At 47.9% G+C, this 17,289-nt stretch carries 15 protein-coding genes; 3 read left to right on the plus strand and 12 right to left on the minus strand.

The features are described from left to right. Positions 1-258 precede the first annotated feature (258 nt). The 10 genes from porN to lipB all read right to left on the minus strand — a co-directional run bounded on the left by porN (position 259) and on the right by lipB (position 10,369). On the minus strand, positions 259-1,125 hold the full coding sequence (gene porN / locus DCW36_RS03575) for a type IX secretion system ring subunit PorN/GldN (RefSeq protein ID WP_114782831.1): 867 nt from the start codon (positions 1,123-1,125) through the stop codon (positions 259-261). Positions 1,126-1,137: 12 nt separating this feature from the next. Next, complete coding sequence (porM, locus tag DCW36_RS03580) at positions 1,138-2,748, minus strand: type IX secretion system motor protein PorM/GldM (RefSeq protein ID WP_114782832.1); 1,611 nt, start codon at positions 2,746-2,748, stop codon at positions 1,138-1,140. A 51-nt stretch (positions 2,749-2,799) separates the two neighbouring features. Further along, complete coding sequence (gene porL, locus DCW36_RS03585; RefSeq protein WP_114782833.1) at positions 2,800-3,603, minus strand: type IX secretion system motor protein PorL/GldL; 804 nt, start codon at positions 3,601-3,603, stop codon at positions 2,800-2,802. Positions 3,604-3,676: 73 nt separating this feature from the next. Beyond that, a complete protein-coding gene (porK, locus tag DCW36_RS03590) occupies positions 3,677-4,696 on the minus strand; it encodes a T9SS ring complex lipoprotein PorK/GldK (protein ID WP_114782834.1) in 1,020 nt (339 codons plus the stop codon). Positions 4,697-4,918: 222 nt separating this feature from the next. Next, positions 4,919-5,878 (minus strand): PorP/SprF family type IX secretion system membrane protein, encoded by a 960-nt coding sequence (locus tag DCW36_RS03595; protein WP_114782835.1) that lies wholly within the window; start codon positions 5,876-5,878, stop codon positions 4,919-4,921. Positions 5,879-6,047: 169 nt separating this feature from the next. Further along, positions 6,048-6,851, minus strand: a complete 804-nt coding sequence (locus DCW36_RS03600) for a uroporphyrinogen-III synthase (RefSeq protein ID WP_114782836.1) — start codon at positions 6,849-6,851, stop codon at positions 6,048-6,050. Between the two features lie 64 nt (positions 6,852-6,915). After that, the gene (locus tag DCW36_RS03605; protein WP_114782837.1) at positions 6,916-8,079 is read right to left on the minus strand and encodes a DUF4271 domain-containing protein; all 1,164 of its coding nucleotides are present in this window, start codon (positions 8,077-8,079) and stop codon (positions 6,916-6,918) included. Further along, positions 8,063-9,112 carry an MraY family glycosyltransferase gene (locus DCW36_RS03610; protein WP_240676037.1) on the minus strand — a complete coding sequence of 350 codons (1,050 nt, stop codon included), beginning with the start codon at positions 9,110-9,112 and terminating at the stop codon, positions 8,063-8,065. Before DCW36_RS03610 ends, DCW36_RS03605 begins: the two co-directional genes overlap by 17 nt. 176 nt (positions 9,113-9,288) lie before the next feature. After that, on the minus strand, positions 9,289-9,693 hold the full coding sequence (locus tag DCW36_RS03615; protein ID WP_114782838.1) for a hypothetical protein: 405 nt from the start codon (positions 9,691-9,693) through the stop codon (positions 9,289-9,291). Next, positions 9,677-10,369 carry a lipoyl(octanoyl) transferase LipB gene (gene lipB, locus DCW36_RS03620; RefSeq protein ID WP_240676038.1) on the minus strand — a complete coding sequence of 231 codons (693 nt, stop codon included), beginning with the start codon at positions 10,367-10,369 and terminating at the stop codon, positions 9,677-9,679. Before lipB ends, DCW36_RS03615 begins: the two co-directional genes overlap by 17 nt. A 221-nt stretch (positions 10,370-10,590) precedes the next feature. Here lipB and DCW36_RS03625 point away from each other — a divergent pair, with 221 nt between their 5' ends. Continuing rightward, entirely contained in the window at positions 10,591-10,950 is a 360-nt protein-coding gene (locus DCW36_RS03625; protein ID WP_114782840.1) for a YraN family protein, read from the plus strand. A 182-nt stretch (positions 10,951-11,132) separates the two neighbouring features. Here the strand turns inward: DCW36_RS03625 and DCW36_RS03630 are convergent, their stop codons facing one another. Continuing rightward, positions 11,133-12,035, minus strand: a complete 903-nt coding sequence (locus tag DCW36_RS03630) for a toxin-antitoxin system YwqK family antitoxin (RefSeq protein WP_114782841.1) — start codon at positions 12,033-12,035, stop codon at positions 11,133-11,135. Between the two features lie 242 nt (positions 12,036-12,277). Beyond that, positions 12,278-14,101 carry a molecular chaperone HtpG gene (gene htpG / locus DCW36_RS03635; RefSeq protein ID WP_114782842.1) on the minus strand — a complete coding sequence of 608 codons (1,824 nt, stop codon included), beginning with the start codon at positions 14,099-14,101 and terminating at the stop codon, positions 12,278-12,280. Positions 14,102-14,395: 294 nt separating this feature from the next. Here htpG and DCW36_RS03640 point away from each other — a divergent pair, with 294 nt between their 5' ends. After that, positions 14,396-14,743, plus strand: coding sequence for a hypothetical protein (locus DCW36_RS03640; RefSeq protein ID WP_125185432.1), 348 nt, complete (start codon positions 14,396-14,398; stop codon positions 14,741-14,743). A 170-nt stretch (positions 14,744-14,913) separates the two neighbouring features. Continuing rightward, positions 14,914-17,271: a TonB-dependent receptor gene (locus DCW36_RS03645; protein WP_114782844.1), complete on the plus strand. Its 2,358-nt coding sequence runs from the start codon at positions 14,914-14,916 to the stop codon at positions 17,269-17,271. Positions 17,272-17,289: the final 18 nt, after the last annotated feature.

Consider the following 17,289-nt stretch of genomic DNA (forward strand, 5'->3'; position numbering starts at 1 on the left):
ATACAGGAAGGAGATTCCTTGTGGTCCATATCACCAAGTGTATGTAGATTCCCTATAGTTACCTTCCTGCATCTGTCTTTTAAAAGTATATAAAATTTGTACTGTATACGCTTGTGGTAAAGGTATGAGATCCCCTACGCGTTGACAAAGTAGGAGTAGTTTTGTGGAACTGATTAAATACTATCTGGTATAAATATCCTGCATAAAAAAAGGGAAGTTCTGTGAACTTCCCTTTAACATTTCAAGCTACTTGTGTGTCTAATAACTCCAAAGACTGTACTCAAATTCTATCAAAGCTTCCGCTGCGTCCTGTGAGGCGAGCAAGCCTTTTTGTCCGGCTCCATAAATATCAGACAGGGCTCTGTTGCCTGGGTTTGATATTTTGGTAATATACGAGCTAAACAGCCACAGGTCAAAAGCATCTGCCAGATTGATGTGCTTTGCTTCGTTCTGGGCATTGTACCAGATCGCTACATCCTTGTTGGCTTCATTTTTGAAAATACGTGCCAGATCGCTCATTTTAAACGTGGCAATATTCTGCTCAAAACCAAGCGGGTTAAGCGTAGAAGGCAACTTTATGCTGATAGACTGAATATCGTGGTACATGCGCGAGCGCTTCTTATCGAATATTACCTCTTCTTTCAGTTCCAGCAAATACAATTGCTTCGGGAAGTATTCTATACTAACAGGAGCTGTACTTGTTTGGGTAGCATTATTCCCAAGAGCTGTTGCCCATGGATCGTCTGCCGCTTGTTGCTGCCCAAAACCAGCTGCTTTTTCTTCCTCAGATAAACCACCCTCTGTATCTCTCACACTCATGTTCGTGGAAAACTCCTCCTGCGTAAGAGGCGTATTCAGCGAATCGCTTTTATAGGCTGTCAGTTCCCCGCTTTTCACCGCATTAATAATAATTTTGGTGATCTCTTTATTTTCGGAGAACATAGGCTTATTCTGCTTTTCACGCAGGTCTATCTTCCGCCAGACGATTTTTTTGAACATCACGTCTGAGTCGGGGATGGGCCTTACCGAAGCTCTGCTATCTGCAGTGCTTGGCACCTGTTGCGCCATAGTTCCTACCGAGAACATAACGCCTGCAGCTACTCCTATTATTTTAACTAATTTCATACTTCTTGCTTATTAATTCAGCGGAACACTGAAGTTTGGCTGACCTACATTGACATCTACTGCCCTGTTCTGGTAATTCAACCGCTTCACATCCAGTACCTCAATCACGATTCGGTCTCCTTTGCTGGCTTTTGCTGCAAAGTTTGTCAGGTTTGCGCTAGGGCCATTAAACTCGCCCTGGTCAATCGGAGCATTACCTCTTACCAAATAAGCTCTCCATTTCATTACCCTGAAGTTGGCATCTTTGGGAAGTAATTGTTTAAATCCTTCGTCTGCAACAGCATCAATGGTCACTTGTCGGAAGGAAGCTGCCGGAACGCCGCGTTTTACATCGATCGGTCTTCCGTTTACCAGTGGCACAATTTCTGGTTTAGGAATCGGACGTACTTTAAACGTTTCAGAGCCGATGTTATTGCCGCCGCTGCTTACATTCAGTTTTACCTCAGTAGCACTCGGAATAAGTGTCACCATTCCTTTTTTGGCACCTTTTACAGCCGTTGCACCGGAAGCGCTAAAGCTCGGGTCATAAACTGCTCCCAAAGCTGGCACCTGCACATTCAGCTCATTGGCGCACTGAAAGTATAACGCCTGAACAGAAGCAGATTGTATCTGGATTACAGGTTTTGCTACAATATATTCCTCCGTTACCATAAAAGTGGTGTCACGTCCGTTCTGGTTTATGGTAATCTGGCCTTTCCAGGTCTGCTTTGAATTACCTTCCGCATCATAATTAGAGGCTGAAGCGGTAAATTCAATCACGCCTTTTCCATCCTTCACAGGTATTGGTTTGCCCTGGAATGTCATTTTCGGGGTGATGGCATCAGAAGAAGCCGCGATAAACATATCTGCTTTATACTTTGTACCGGCCGCAACTACTTTAGATTCGGCGCGGGCCATCGCAAATATTTTCTCGAACTTGATAATTTCTGCACCTACCTCACTGGCAAGCTGTTGCAGCACATCGGCTTCGTACTTTAAAATCTCAGATTCCTTTTGCGAAAGCACTGCGAGTGCCGCCACCATCGGCGTCTGCTCAAAGTTAAGTTCTGCAAAATCTTTGTTTTTCTGCGCTTTGTCTAACTTAGCAACCGGGTCCTCGCTACCACTTAACGCGATACTGTTCGGTAACTTTAACTTGTCAGGGTGCGGCGTGGTCTCGCGCAGAAACTTCATGTAAGCATCCAGCTTGTTCTTCAGGTCATAGGCAAACCCGTTTCTTTTGTCTGCAGCACCAATCATGGTTCTGGCCACAGCATCGTCTGCTGTCGGGTTTACATAATGACCAGTTTCCGGGCTTATACCGCCGGAAGCTTTAACTAATTCTTCTCTTATACCACGTATATAGGTAATGATTTTCTTTGTTTCATCCCGTACGGCGTCTGCACTTGCCAAAACGCGTTTATCACTTGCAGTAGTCGCACCTTCCTCAACGGTTGATCGGATACTGGATAAAACATCTGCATGGTCTGCTGAAGTTTTGTTGTTCATCTCTTTCAGACTGTTGTCGAGGAACTCAAACTTCAAAAGGATTGCAGAGCTTACGTTTAGGGCGAGCATGGCGGTCAGTACTAGGTACATCAAACCGATCATCTTCTGCCGTGGTGTCTCTTTAGCTCCAGCCATTTTTACTCGTTATTGCTTTGCTTTATAATTTTCTGAATTAATTAAGACGCATTAGCCTTTCATAGCTGTAAGCATATTGCCGTACACGTTATTGAGCGAGTACAGGTTTTTAGTCAGTTTGCCTACTTCATCCTTCAGCTGTTCTGTGTCTTTGCTTGCATCAGAGAGGTTTTCCATGGCTGCGCTCAGGTTGCCGTAGAACTTGCTCATTGCTCTCATGTGGTTGTTGGCATCCTGTAGTTCCATTTCATACACCGCGTTCAGGGCACCCAGGTTTTTGGTCATGCTCTGAATCTGGTTGTGGTATTCCTTAGCATCTACTGTAGAGCCAGCCAGTTGAGAGATAGCATTGGCAGTTTCTGAATAAGCTACATTTATTTTTTCTAAAGAGTCTGTAGCTGCTTTTACTCTTACCGTATAATCCTGCGTTACCGCTGTCGCCTGGCTAAGATCGGCCATTTGAGCAGTTGTATCACTTAACCTGTTCAATCCGAGGCCCAGGCGCTGGATGGTATCCGGCGTGATGTCTGCATCGCTCATCATGTCGTCCAGTTTTTTAGAAAGCGACACACCTCCTGAAGTTGCTGCAGAAGCAGGTATTAATGCTTCTCCGGCATAATCGTCGGCTAACTGCGGGTATACCCTTGCCCAATCCGGCTCTGCATGAACAGGCTGAAACGCACTCAGGGCAAAGATGATAGCCTCGGTACCAAGACCCGCGATCAGCATTTCGTCGCCATAATTCCAGTGCATCAGTTTAAACAATGCACCCAAGATAACCACAGCCGCACCAAGACCATATACTTTAGGCATTAAAACGTCGTATAAGAAATTGCGACCTCTAGCTTTGCTCATTTTTTCTTTTTGTTAATTGTGAACGATGATAAGAGTTTTTTTAATTAAGTTTTGTTGTGTAAGTGCAATTAAATTAATTTAGTTCCTGTCCGGATGATCTTCCGATGTAAATTAATGAATTTCTGAAACCAATGTACGACCTGGCGGAATCCTGGTACTCAAAATTTCTCGTACCTGTCTCCAGGAAATAGGCTATATCTTTCCAGGAACCACCTCTAACCACTTTGCGCGGTTCGTTGTCGTCTTTGTAGCGCGGGTTCAGGTCCCAGGTGATCGGCACAGTAGCATCAGAATAAGCATCTTCGCACCACTCCGCTACGTTACCGGCCATATCATATAATCCAAAATCGTTCGGGAAGAACTGGGCAACCGGCGAGGTGTAAGTAAAGCCATCGCTGTAGTAATCGCCGCGGCCTGGTTTGAAGTTAGCCAGCAGACAGCCTTTTGCATTGCGTAGGTACGGTCCACCCCACGGATACACCGCCATATCTCTTCCGCCGCGGGCAGCATATTCCCACTCCGCTTCTGATGGCAGGCGGAATTTTGGCACTGGCGCTAAACCAGCATCCGCATTTGCCTGATTTTTGTGTTTCGTGCGCCACTCGCTGAAGTATTGTGCGGCAAACCAGTCCACACCTACTACCGGGTAATCATCAAAAGCAGGGTGTGAGTAATAATACTCCATCAGGGGGTCGCCCATGTGGTAAGTAAAATCCCGCACCCATACTGTTGTATCCGGATAAAGCTGCGTCATCACAAACTCTTCGCCCAGCACATCCAGGGAATCCTGCCGCATCACTTCCATGAACTGGCGGTATTCGTTGTTTGTGATTTCGGTTTCATCCATATAGAACCCGCCAATGGTAACCTGCTTGTTCAGGTTAGCCATGGATGCAGCTATATCCTGGTCTGCCTGGCCCATATGAAAAGTTCCGCCAGGACACGGCACCATACCATAGGGCACCTCCTGTGGATTATACTCCGGCCGGTCCACTGCTCCAACAAGATCTCCCTGAGGACCTTTTCTCATTCCACAACTTGCGAGCAATAGCACTGCCACAGCAAAAAGAGACAGCTTTATTGATTTATTCATAATAACTTAAAAAAGTAAAGTTTTTTAGTATTCTTTTTAGCTACACGTTTAGAAGACTAGCAAATATATAGGTTATATACCTAAATAAAAAGCAATTGATTCCAACTCTTTAGTATAAAATTTGAACGATTTTAATCAGCGTTTATTATCATTGCTATAGTTATTTTTTCATGTACTATTTATAGAAATATCCTATAGTATACAAATATTTTTGTATAAAGTTTATCTTATGAAATTATATCGGGGGGTTCGGATGGGAGGCCTGACTCTTGTAATCGGCTCAGGAAGCCTGTAAGAAAGCATTATTTCGTGTGAAGTAGGAGCTTTGGCTGCCTGGTTAAAAGTAAGAAAATCAATTGCATATCCTACTCTTAAAGCATTATCCTGGAGCAGGGCAATTCCCAGAAGGGCTCCAACCGCCTCCTGGTACCTGTAATTTAGGCCACCCCAGTATCTATCGTCAAACGTTACTCTTCCGCCTACATCAAATGAAGATGTTTCGGAGTCATGCTTCAGCAAAGCAGTGGGTGTCAGCACTAACTGGTTTGTCAGTGGCAGGTGATAGCCTGCGGTCAGGAAATAATGTCGTTCACCTGTAACCGTTCCTGTACCGGTACCGGCAGCGTCTGCAAACTCATACTGCGATTGCAGCAAATTTGTTACTCCGCCTCCGGCATAAAATGTTGCAGATTCATACCAAAGCCCTGCCCCCAGATCATACTTTGTATCTGAACTGTTAAACGGCACACTCGGATCGTTTGCATCGTTGGCTCTGTAATTTCCCTGTTTAATATTCCCGATATTGCCCTGTATGCCTATGCCAAGTTTGCCCGCACCAATTTTCAGGTGCTGCGAGTAGGAGAGCGCCGCACTGGTTATGGTGGTATTACCTACCCTGTCGCGCAGAAACTGAACGCCTGCGCCTCCCTTCAGGAAAGGAACCGGCGTGTGGGCCGTAAGCAGAAGCGACTGTGGAGAGCCGCCATCGTCGAAGGAGGGGTTATAGCCAAGCCACTGATAACGATAAAGCGACAGTACCTCGGGCCGGTTTGTTATACCTGCATAAGCCGGGCTTAAGAACATCCCATTGAAGCCATAATGACTAAATTGAGGCTGTTGCTGCGCCCACAAAAGGGGCTGACAGCACAACACCAATGCTAAAATGAGGATAAGCTTTCTCATAGGCTGTTGCTGCAAGCTGGTTTAAACTAACAGTTAAAATATAGAGGCATCCTGATAATCAAATATACCTTATTAAATGGTAAAACGCAAAAGCAGGCAGGCCAAAGGCTGTCACCCGCATTTGCGTTCTAGTTGTATGAGATTGAAGCACAAAAGTTACAATTGTAACTTATTTTTTTGCATTAAGTTTCTGATTCTGGATATAAACCTCTATCGCTCCTGTCATGGAAGGCGCATTGGGCATAGGGGCCTCAATGTCTAACTCCAATCCTGCATCGCGCACCGCTTTGGCAGTGGTAGGTCCAAAGGCAGCTATCCGGGTATTGTTTTGTTTAAATTCCGGAAAGTTGATAAACAACGAGGTAATACCGGATGGACTGAAAAAGGCGATGCAATCATACGTTACATCATCCAGATCAGATAAATCGGCAGCCACTGTTTTATAAATAATAGCCTCTGTAAACTTAATCTTGTTTGCAGCCAGGAAACTTGGAATATCGTCTTTGCGGATGTTAGAGCACGGGAAAAGGAATTTTTCGTTCTTATGCTTCTTTATGACCTCAAAAAGATCCTTAGCCGTTTTCTCGCCCACAAATAACTTGCGCTTGCGCAGCACAATGTACTTCTGCAGGTAGTAAGCCGTCTGGTCCGAAATACAGAAGTATTTCATATCTGCCGGCATCTCAATTTTACTTTCCTGGCAGATTCTGAAAAAATGGTCAACGGCATTACGGCTTGTAAAGATAACTGCGGTATGTGCCAGAATGTCAACCTTGTCTTTTCGGAACTCCTTATAAGGAACAGGTTCTACTTCGATAAAAGCCCTGAAATCTACTTTGATACCATACTTTTCAGCAATAGACAAATACGGTGAGTTTTCGGTGGTAGGCTGCGGTTGTGTTACCAGAATACTTTTTATCGGAATATTATGTCTGTCTGGATTTGCTCCTGCCCTTTCTTTACTGTCAGCCATATTTTATGATGAGGTTATTAATTGATCGCCTGCCAAGCCGGCTAACCTGCTGAATCATCAGTTTTTAGTAGTTAAAAACTATTAATTTTAGCATTATTGCCAGCGGGATTACTTCCGTGGCGCAAAGGTATGAAAATAAATGCAAATTTAGTACCGGCGCTTTTTTATTTACTGCATCAAACACACGAACCATCGTTAATACCAGCAGCAGTGTAACAGCCAGATTGGAAATGTGGATAACCCTTTCGGGCATGGTCGCATTAAAAGCCAGGTACACCAGCATCACAACCGGCAGAAAAAGGCCCAGGAAAAGCGTAGTCCTCAAAAACTCCTGGTACTGCAAAGGTACTACCTGCTCCAGCCCGAATATGAACCCCATAATACTCAGGAAAATGTACTTTAACAGGATAAAGAGAAAAATAAGTGCTGCGTAAAAAAGAATTTTGGTCGTAATATCTGCTTCTGAAACAGGAAAAAGCTGGTTAAACAGCAGGAAATGCTGAATATTGGTATGTATGGCGGCAATAACCAGGGCCAGCGAAAGCGAGAACGTTACAATAAACAGGATACCGGACCAGGTAATAGACCGGACATACATATCCTGGCTGGAATCAGGCCGGTTCAGGATCCATAAACTGAAAATGCTGCTGAAATCGGCAGGGAAGGTAACTTTCAGGCTGCCATACAACAGGCAGATCAGCAGCAGGAAAATAATAAAGGCGTTCTGGTTTACGTACTCCCGCACCCGCACCGTTAGCGGGCGCCGGTTCAGCTGCTGCAGGGCATCCCGCACACTTACCTGGTTCCTGAAGGTGCTCACATTCGGGTGCTGCGACGGATGCCACACCGTAAGCAGGTATTTTCCTTCGACCGGCTCTATGTTGCCTACGTGCTGCGACAGGTCCAGCATGTAGGTATGCGCCGAATCAGCCACAAAAATCAACTGGTTGTTCAGAAAGAGGCACTGATCTTTTTTAGCTGTAAAACCAACTAAAAATGGTTGCGAAGTAGTAATGGAGAGCCACTGGTGCACTGCATGATGAGAGGAATGCAGTTCGGCCACATAGGGCACAAGCTGCGTTGCCCCCGGCTCCTGCACCAGCCAGTTGGCCGTAATCGTGTTCTTCTGGTCCAGGGGAAGCACTTGTGCCTGCAGGGGCCATGCAATGCTTGCAAGGGCCAGCAGGAGCCAGAAAAATCTGTTGCCGCCGCTATACTTTTTGAACACTCTGCGCACTCCGCGATTTGTATACTCCTAAAAATATACTCAACACCACTGAGAAAACCAACAGCGTCAGCAATATATTCGGATTACCCCAGCCGCTATAGTTAAAAACAAACAGGATAACCAACAAGTTGATGAAGGCCAGGATCAGGACAGTAGAAATCTGGTTAAAGCCCATCGCCAGCAACCGGTGATGGATGTGGTTCCTGTCGGGGGCAAACGGAGACTTTCCTTTTAAAATACGGATGGCGGAAACGCGAAAGGTATCGAACAGCGGGACAAACAGTATACCCAGTGCCACAGACGGCGACGAGGGCACTTCCCGCATTTCGATAAACTGAATAGCCAGAATAGAAACAATAAACCCACAAAGCAGCGACCCCGTATCTCCCATAAAGATACTGGCTTTATGAAAGTTGTAGCGCAGGAAGCCCAGTATACCACCAATCAGGCAGAAAGCGACAGCGGCATAATTACTGTAGGACACCCCGCCATACAGAAAAAAGCAAATGCCAAAGGTGGCACTGATAATTAACACAATGCTTCCGGCCAGTCCGTCCAGCCCGTCAATCAGGTTAATGGCATTGGTTATGCCCACTATTACCAGAAACGTAAAGCCGTAACTCATGCCAATCGGCAGTTCGCCTATTCCGAAAATTCCCTGGAAGCTGGTAATGCGGATATCGGCCATAAACATAACTATTCCGGTAGCCAACAGCTGCACTGCAAACTTTTTCAGTGCAGAGATGGTGATCAGGTCGTCCTTCATCCCGATAAAGAAGAGGATAATGCAACCTGCCAGCAGCTGCTGCACCCCATTATCGAGATCTGTAAAAATAGTAAGCGCCGACATAAAACCGGCAAACATAGCCACACCACCCAAGCGAGGCGTCAGGGTTTCGTGTACGGTTCTGAAATTCGGTTGATCCAGTATATTTTTAAGATGGGCTACCCTGATAATAGACGGAACAGCAAAGATGGCTATAAGAAAAGCCCAGCTGGAAGCTAGTATAAGTGGTAAGAGTCTCTGATCCATAAGTTTGATCTGCAAGGCAAAGAAATACATTTTTTCTGTACTTCGAAAGTTTATCCGCAACGTCAGTCATTTTAAAAGATTGCGGCACAGGTTATGAACATTAAGTATTACTTTAATGCAGATAGTAAATTTATATTAACTAAACAGGCCCATAATAGCCCCAGGAGCTGCGAGTTTTAAGTATGCAGCACACCCTGCATCTGTAACAGGCTTATATCTATCAGGTTATCTTCGGTAATAGAGTCAGGCACAAACACATACTTCTTATCATATATTTTAGTGGCTACATAGTAGCTCACCCAGTACTCATTGTTGATATGAAAGATGGCCGGATCTATGGGCTCTATCAGCACAAAGCTTTTCGGTTCTACCCTTTCGAACATATGCCGCAGTACGGAAGTTTTTAACTCGACATCGTCTACCACGCCATATCCTTTAGAGGCAACCAATACGTTGTCGAGCGGGAAGTTGTTGTTGTTGATCAGGTATACATGCCAGAACTGCTCCCCCGATTCGTCAAGCGAGGGGGCTATAGCTATGGAAACACCTTCTACTGTATTGAACTCAATATCTTTTTTCATTTGCTGTAACGGTAATGGTGGCATCAAACAGGTTTGCCAGGTGGTTCAGCAGCTTTTCTTCTACCTCCTCCAGGGCCACTTCATAGCCCAGCTCTTTGGCCAGCGAAGTCACCTGTTTATCGGCTATACCACATGGTACTATGTTATTAAAATAGGAAAGATCGGTGTTGATGTTGAAGGCAAAACCGTGCATGGTTACCCAGCGGCTGCACTTCACGCCCATGGCACAGATTTTCCGGGGATTTACCTGCTGCTCGTGGTCGAGCCACACGCCTGTCAGCCCCGGAATGCGGCCTGCGGTAAGGCCATAGTCCTGCAGCGTCAGAATGATGGCTTCTTCCAGGTAGCGGAGGTATTTGTGGATGTCGGTAAAGAAGTTGTCCAGGTCCAGGATGGGGTAGCCCACTATCTGGCCGGGACCATGGTAGGTAATATCGCCGCCGCGGTTAATCTTATAATACGTAGCGCCTTTGGCTTTGAGCAGTTCCTCGCTTATGAGCAGGTGCGATTCGTGGCCGCTTTTGCCCAGCGTGTACACGTGCGGGTGCGAACAGAACAGCAGGTAGTTTGGTGTAGGAAGCTGCGCATCCGGAGCTGCTGCCCTGTTCCGGGCCTTTATATCCAGCACCTGGCTGAAGAGCCGGTCCTGGTAGTCCCAGGCCTCTTTGTAATCCATCTGGCCCAGGTGCTCAAACTGTACTTGTTTATTTTGTAACACGAATCTGCTGTCTCCTATCAATTGTTTCTCCTCCGGCAACGCCTGGCATACCTGAACTTAATAACCACAGGAAAGGTATATATAGTTCCTCTGATAAAGGCTTTAGCGGGTACGACACCTATTTAAATCTGGCTGAAAAACCGTTTATTCTTCAGAATGAGGCAATTTATGAGTTTTTCATGGCTTCTCAAACTAATCACATCCATACCGGCCAAAGCGGTGAAGACAGCGCTGTAAATTTTCTGCGGACCAAAGGCTATACCATCCGCTTCCGGAACTACCGGTATAAGCGGGCCGAAATAGACATCATTGCCGAACATAACGGGATACTGGTATTTGTAGAGGTAAAAACACGCGCTTCGGATAAATTCGGCTACCCCGAAGAAGCAGTAGGCGCCAAAAAAGAACGCTTACTGATAGCTGCGGCAGAGAACTACATCTACCACACCAACTGGCAGCACGACATCCGCTTCGATATTATCTCCATTACACTGGGCACGACGCCTGTCATTTACCATATCGAAGATGCTTTTCACTAAGAGAAACCAGACGGACTACAGTATCTATTACCGGCCTGAAAAGGAGCAGAGGCAGTGGTGACTGGTGCAGCAGAATAATTTCCTCCTTCCGGAGCTTATTTTGTTCTGCTGCACCTGCCTCCAATGCCTCTGCTGTTCAAAATTACGCTGCTGCCCCTGTCACCACTCTCTCTGCACAACAATTACCGCTGTGCGGAGCGTTTATCCAGCTTTCCTTTTTCGAAAATGGTGGTGCCGTGGCGGTCGTACTCTTTTATCAGGAAGGGCTCAAATGGCTCGTCGTAGGCAGTCTTCGGATACTGGAATTCGTAGTGGCGGCGGTTCCGGAAGTCGTAATGTTTGATCCAGACGCCAACTTTGCGCCCCTTCTCGTACTGCCCCGACCACTCCAGCTGGCCGTTCTCGTAGAAGCGGTAGTAGGTACCCTGCACTTCGCCGAATTCGTATGGGATTACTTCTTTTATCTTTTTGGTTCCGTCGTAATAAGTCACGATCGCATCGCGCTGCAGCCCTTTTTCAAAGTGTTCTTTATCGACAAGCGTGTGATCGTCGTTGTTGCGGTAGCGCTCCCAGCGCAGGTGTTTGGTGCCTACATAAAAATAGCCTTCTTCCACCACCTGTTTGCCCTGTTTCTTTTTATAAGGACCGTGCAGCACCTTAAATTTTTCGGGATCTACCTCACCGCTTGTCCGGTAGATCTTTTTCTTTTTTACATCGAAAAAATATTTCAGCGGCGCATAGGAGTTGGGCTCCTCATAATCACGCAGGTAACTGAACGTTTCCAGTATCTGCCTGTCGCCTTTGCCGCCGGACTTCACAAAGCCGCGCTTTACTTTATAACCCATAAAGTAGCGCTTGTTCCGCTTCTTCTTTTTCTTTTTTTGCTCCTCAACCTCCTCTTTAGGCTCCTCCAGCATGGGTTTGGCAGTATCTGCCATGGCCACAGTGTTGTTTTTAGCCATTTCTTTCTGCATGGCACGGTTCAGGTTATAGTCGCTGTTGAACTTGCTAGAGCCACAGCCACTTAACGCCAACAGGTAAAATCCTGCCACTACAGAAAATATAAACCGAAAAGAAAAATTCATCCCAGACAAAATAAATCAGACATTAAAAAATTTGAGCTGCCTTTTTTGTTTTAACCAAACAACTGGTAGTGCAACGTAAATATGCACATAAATCATATACGTACCAATGCAGCAATATTTTAACTACCCTTATAACTAAACCTGCGGGTACATAGTTTCAATTACGCACCAGCCCCCTAACGAAGAAAGGCAGCGCCAACCGGTGCTGCCTTTCCTGCCATTGATGTATTTATTGCTAAACGTTACTCTTTGTCGATAAGCTCCACGCTTCGCTTCACGAAAGCCGTAAGGGCCGAGCCGGACAGCATGTTCTGCGACAGCAGCGCCAGGTCGAAGGCCTGACGGGCAATGCGCTCCTTGTTGTCTTCTTTGGCCTTCAGGATGCGCTGGTTAATGCTGTGGTTGGCGTTGATGGTTACGTTGTAGGTATCCGGCATGTCGCCCATAAACATCATACCGCCACCGCCTGTACGGCTCATGTCCTTCATGCGGCGCATAAACTCGGGTAGCGTAATGACAACGGGTGCATCGTCCGGAGAAAGTGGGGCCACCTCTACCTGCATGTGCTGGTTACTAATCGCCTGCTCGTATATCTTTTTGATCGACTCTTTCTCCTCGTCGTTCAGTACGCTTTCCTGCAGCTCGTCCTTCTCGATGAGTTTGCCGGCAGTTTCGGAGTCAACGCGCTTGAGGGTTGTTTTCTCGAGCTTCTGCTCCAGCATGCCAATAAAGTGGCTGTCGATAACGGTGTCGAACTTGAGCACATCGTAGCCGCGGTTTTTGGCTGCTTCTACATAAGCATGTTGCTTGTCGGCATCGGTTGTGTACAGCAGCACCAGTTGCTCGTTCTTGTCGGTCTGGCCGGCCTGCGTCTGCGCTTTGTACTCTTCTATGGTGTAAAACTTATCTTCGGTGTTCTGCAGCAGCACAAAATCTTTGGCTTTCTCATAGAACTTGTCATCGGAAAGCATGCCGTATTTCACAAACACGCTGATGTCGCTCCAGTTTGTCTCGAAAATAGCTCTGTCTTTCTTGAAAATATCGTTCAGCTTGTCGGCTACCTTTTTCGTGATGTAAGTGTTGATCTTCTTCACGTTGGTGTCGGCCTGCAGGAAACTGCGGCTCACGTTCAGCGGAATATCCGGTGAGTCGATAACACCGTGCAGCAGCATCAGGAACTCCGGCACCACATCTTTTACCTCGTCGGTAATAAACACCTGGCGGGAGTACAGCTGAATTTTATTGCGCTGCATCTCAAACTCATTCTTGATTTTAGGGAAGTACAGGATACCGGTAAGGTTGAACGGGTAATCTACGTTCAGGTGTATCCAGAAAAGCGGCGCCTCTGAGAAAGGGTAAAGCTCTTTGTAGAAATTCTTGTAATCTTCGTCTGTCAGTTCAGAAGGCTGCTTCGTCCAGATCGGGTTCGGGTTGTTGATGGTTTCGCCTTCGAACTCCACCGGTACCGGCAGGAATTTGCAGTACTTGTTCAGGATGGTGCGGATGCGGGCTGCCTCCAGGAACTCATCCGAATCCTGGGCCACATGCAGGATCACGGTTGTGCCACGGCTTTCTCTTTCTGCTGCCTCTATTGCAAACTCGGTGCTGCCATCGCATATCCAGCGGGCTGGCGCTGCACCGTCCTGGTACGATTTTGTAACCAGTTCTACTTTCTCGGCCACCATAAAGGCAGAGTAGAAGCCCAGACCAAACTGACCGATAATCTGGTTTTTGTCGCCAGCGTCTTTGTAACGCTCCACAAACTCGGTAGCGCCCGAGAATGCGATCTGGTTGATGTATTTCTTTATTTCCTCGGCTGTCATACCGATGCCACTGTCTGCAATGGTAATGGTACGGGCCTCTTTATCCACACTCACCACCACTTTCAGCTCGCCCACATCGCCTGTATACTCGCCAATGGCGCCCAGGCGTTTGATCTTCTGGGTTGCATCTACCGCGTTGCTCACCAACTCACGCAGGAAAATTTCGTGGTCAGAGTACAGGAACTTCTTGATAATCGGGAAAATGTTCTCGGTGTGAATCGAAATATTACCTCTTTCTTCCATGTTTATACCTTGATATAATAAAATTTATGTAACCGGATTTTCGTTGGATGTTGCTCCTGCCGAAGCATTTCAAATGCTGTTCCATACCAGTCGCCTGCCGCCGCTTTGTGACAGCTTGTCAGATTTAACTTACCTTTTGCTGATCATCAATCATAATAGTTACACCACAACCTACAGAATGGCACATTTTTAGAGTCAGGAAAATTTTCACTAAAGTTTCAGCTGCATTAACCATAACAACGTAAATGCAACATTGGTGAATTTATGCTACCTTTGTAAAATATCGTATCGCTGGTGCAACGGCTAAAGTCTTATATCGCCCTCTTTTTACTGCTGCTCTTTGTCCGGGCAATGGTGCCCGACGTATTGCTGCTGAGCCTGCACAGCCACGAGCACACGACGCATACCACCCAACACGATCCGCACAAAGCTGAGATCGGCAAGAAGCACACACATTGCGCCGTAGCAGAATTGTTTGGCGCTCCTTATCAGCCATCTACAGGCGCCGTTGAACTGACGCCGGTAGTGCATACTTCTGCCTACACCAGCACCTATGCCGGATTACACCAGCAATCTTCTCTCTTCACGGCCTACCTCAGAGGCCCTCCTCCTGCAGCCCCGACGGCTGTACTTTCGTTCTAAGGTTGTCTGCGCAAAGCAGGCTGCATTACAACAGCTGCATTTCCGGTCACAGCACCGGTAATGCGATTTCTGTCAGCTTACCCGGCTTTCTTCTTTAGCATCACAGGTTGTGCCTGTAGTGGTAAAGGCGGCATGGCGCAGGCTGCTAATTTTCTTTATTTTTATTTAACGTGCTGATAACCAAAAACATAAAACAGCTGCTGTTGCTGTTTGCGCTACTGGGCATCCTGCTGCCAGCACTGGCACAGGAGCCTGAGGTTAGCGCTTCTGCAGCAGCACAGGACTGTGGACTTACCTTGTCGGGCAAAGCCATAGATCACGATTCCCGTGAGCCGTTGGTAGGCGCAACAATCCTGCTGGTGGAGAAAAATATCTCTGCCATAACAGATGTATACGGCAATTACCACTTCCATCACCTGTGCCAGGGCAGTTATACCATCCGGGCAACGTATGTCGGGTATGAAGAAACCAGCACCACGTTCAGGCTTTCGTCTTCTGCGGTGCGCAACATCACCCTTCATGTCGATTCCAGGACCCTGGGTGCGGTAGAGGTAGTCGGAAGCCAGGCAGACGAACAGCCGCAGGCAACCGAAACGCTTACCGGCCGGGAGCTGGCCGAAACACAGGGACTGTCGCTGGGCGAGTCGCTGAAAAAGCTGACAGGGGTGAGTTCTGTGCAAACCGGTCCCAATGTATCGAAACCTGTTATTCATGGCCTCTTCGGCAACCGGGTGCTCATCATCAACAACGGTGTGCGGCACGAGTCGCAGCAGTGGGGCAACGAACACGCTCCTGAACTTGATCCGCTGATGGCCCGGAAGCTGACGGTGGTGAAAGGAGCGGCTGGCGTGCGCTACGGCTCCGATGCCATTGGCGGCATTGTACTGGCAGACCCGGCCCCGCTGCCCGACTCAGCCGGTGCAAAGGGAGCCATTGGCCTGATCGGCAGCACCAATACCCGCATGGGCGTGGTGTCCGGGATGGCAGAAGGAAAACTGAACCGCTGGCCCCTGAGCTGGCGCCTGCACTCCTCGCTGAAGAAAGCCGGTTCTGCCCGCACCCCGGATTACCGCTTGCATAACACCGGATTTGAGGAACAAAACATATCGGCAGGCTTAGGTTACAAGCGATCACGGTTCAGCACGGAGTTATATTACAGCTATTTCCACACCAAAACAGGCTTGCTCTCGGCAGCCCACATCGGCAACCTGACGGACCTGGCAAACGCCATTGCCCGCGAACAGCCCGAAACAACCGGCGACTTCAGCTACACCATTGAGCGGCCTTACCAGGACGTAACACACCAGCTGGCAAAAGCAAAGGGCACTTACAAAACCGGTGAGGCGGGAGAACTGCAGTTCACCTACGGGTTTCAGCACAACATCCGGCAGGAGTACGACCGCCACCGCCGCCGCGACGACAGCCCGGAGCTGAACCTGGACCTGCTGACACACACCACCGAGCTGGTCTGGGAGCATGAGCCGGTAGGGGGCTTGTCAGGAAGCATCGGCGCCAGCACCATCTGGCAGAACAACACCTACGAAGGCAGAGCGCTGCTGCCCTTCTTCCGCAACAGCACCTGGGGCGTTTTCTGGCAGGAACAATGGCGCAAAGGCAACCTGCAGCTAGAGTCGGGGGTGCGGTATGAGTACAAAGACCTGGCGATAAAACGCCGTGAGCAAAACCAGGTACTGCGGCCGGAGTATGTGTTTCATAACTTCTCGGGCAGCTTTGGGGCAATTTATGACTGGGGTTACCACCTTATCCTGAAGGGGATTGTCAGCTATGCATCCAGGGCGCCGCACACCTACGAGCTGTTTGCCAACGGCCTGCATAACAGTGCCGCTACCTTTGAGTTTGGCAACCCCGATTTTATATCGGAAAACGCCATCAGCACCACCGGCACCCTCGTTTACCATTCAAACCACCGCCTGAACGGTGAGCTTAGTCTCTATCACAATTTAATACACAATTACATTTACCTGCAGCTGTCTCCGGACTACACCCTGGGCATCAGCGGCGCTTACCTTACCGGGTATTACCAACAGGCCGATGCCCGTTTCTGGGGCGGCGACCTGAGCCTGCGGTTCAACATCACCGGCAACCTGGTGCTCGAAAATAAAACGTCGGTGGTTCGCGCCCTGAACACAGAGACCAGCAGCTTTCTGCCCTACATTTCGCCGGACCGCACCGACAATACGCTTCGCTATACGTTTAGCGATAAAGCAGGCAAAGCAGTATCAGGCGCTTATGTGGCAGCAGGCGGATTGCTGGTCGCCCGGCAGCACCGCTCCGATGCGCAGTCGGACCCGGTATTGGCGGCACCCGCTAATTACTTTCTGCTGCACGCCGAGGCAGGCACCAACCTGCGTATAGGCAAACAGGAACTGGAGGTAGGCGTAACCGGGAGCAATCTTTTAAACACAGCCTACCGCGATTACCAGAACCGCCTGCGTTTCTTTGCCGATGAAGTTGGCCGTATCCTTATGTTCAGAGTAAAGGTGCCGCTGCATTTTACCAGAAGTTAATTAACCGCCATGCGTAAT

The organism is Botryobacter ruber (assembly GCF_003347595.2).
GTDB classification, from domain to species: Bacteria; Bacteroidota; Bacteroidia; order Cytophagales; family Hymenobacteraceae; genus Pontibacter; species Pontibacter ruber_A.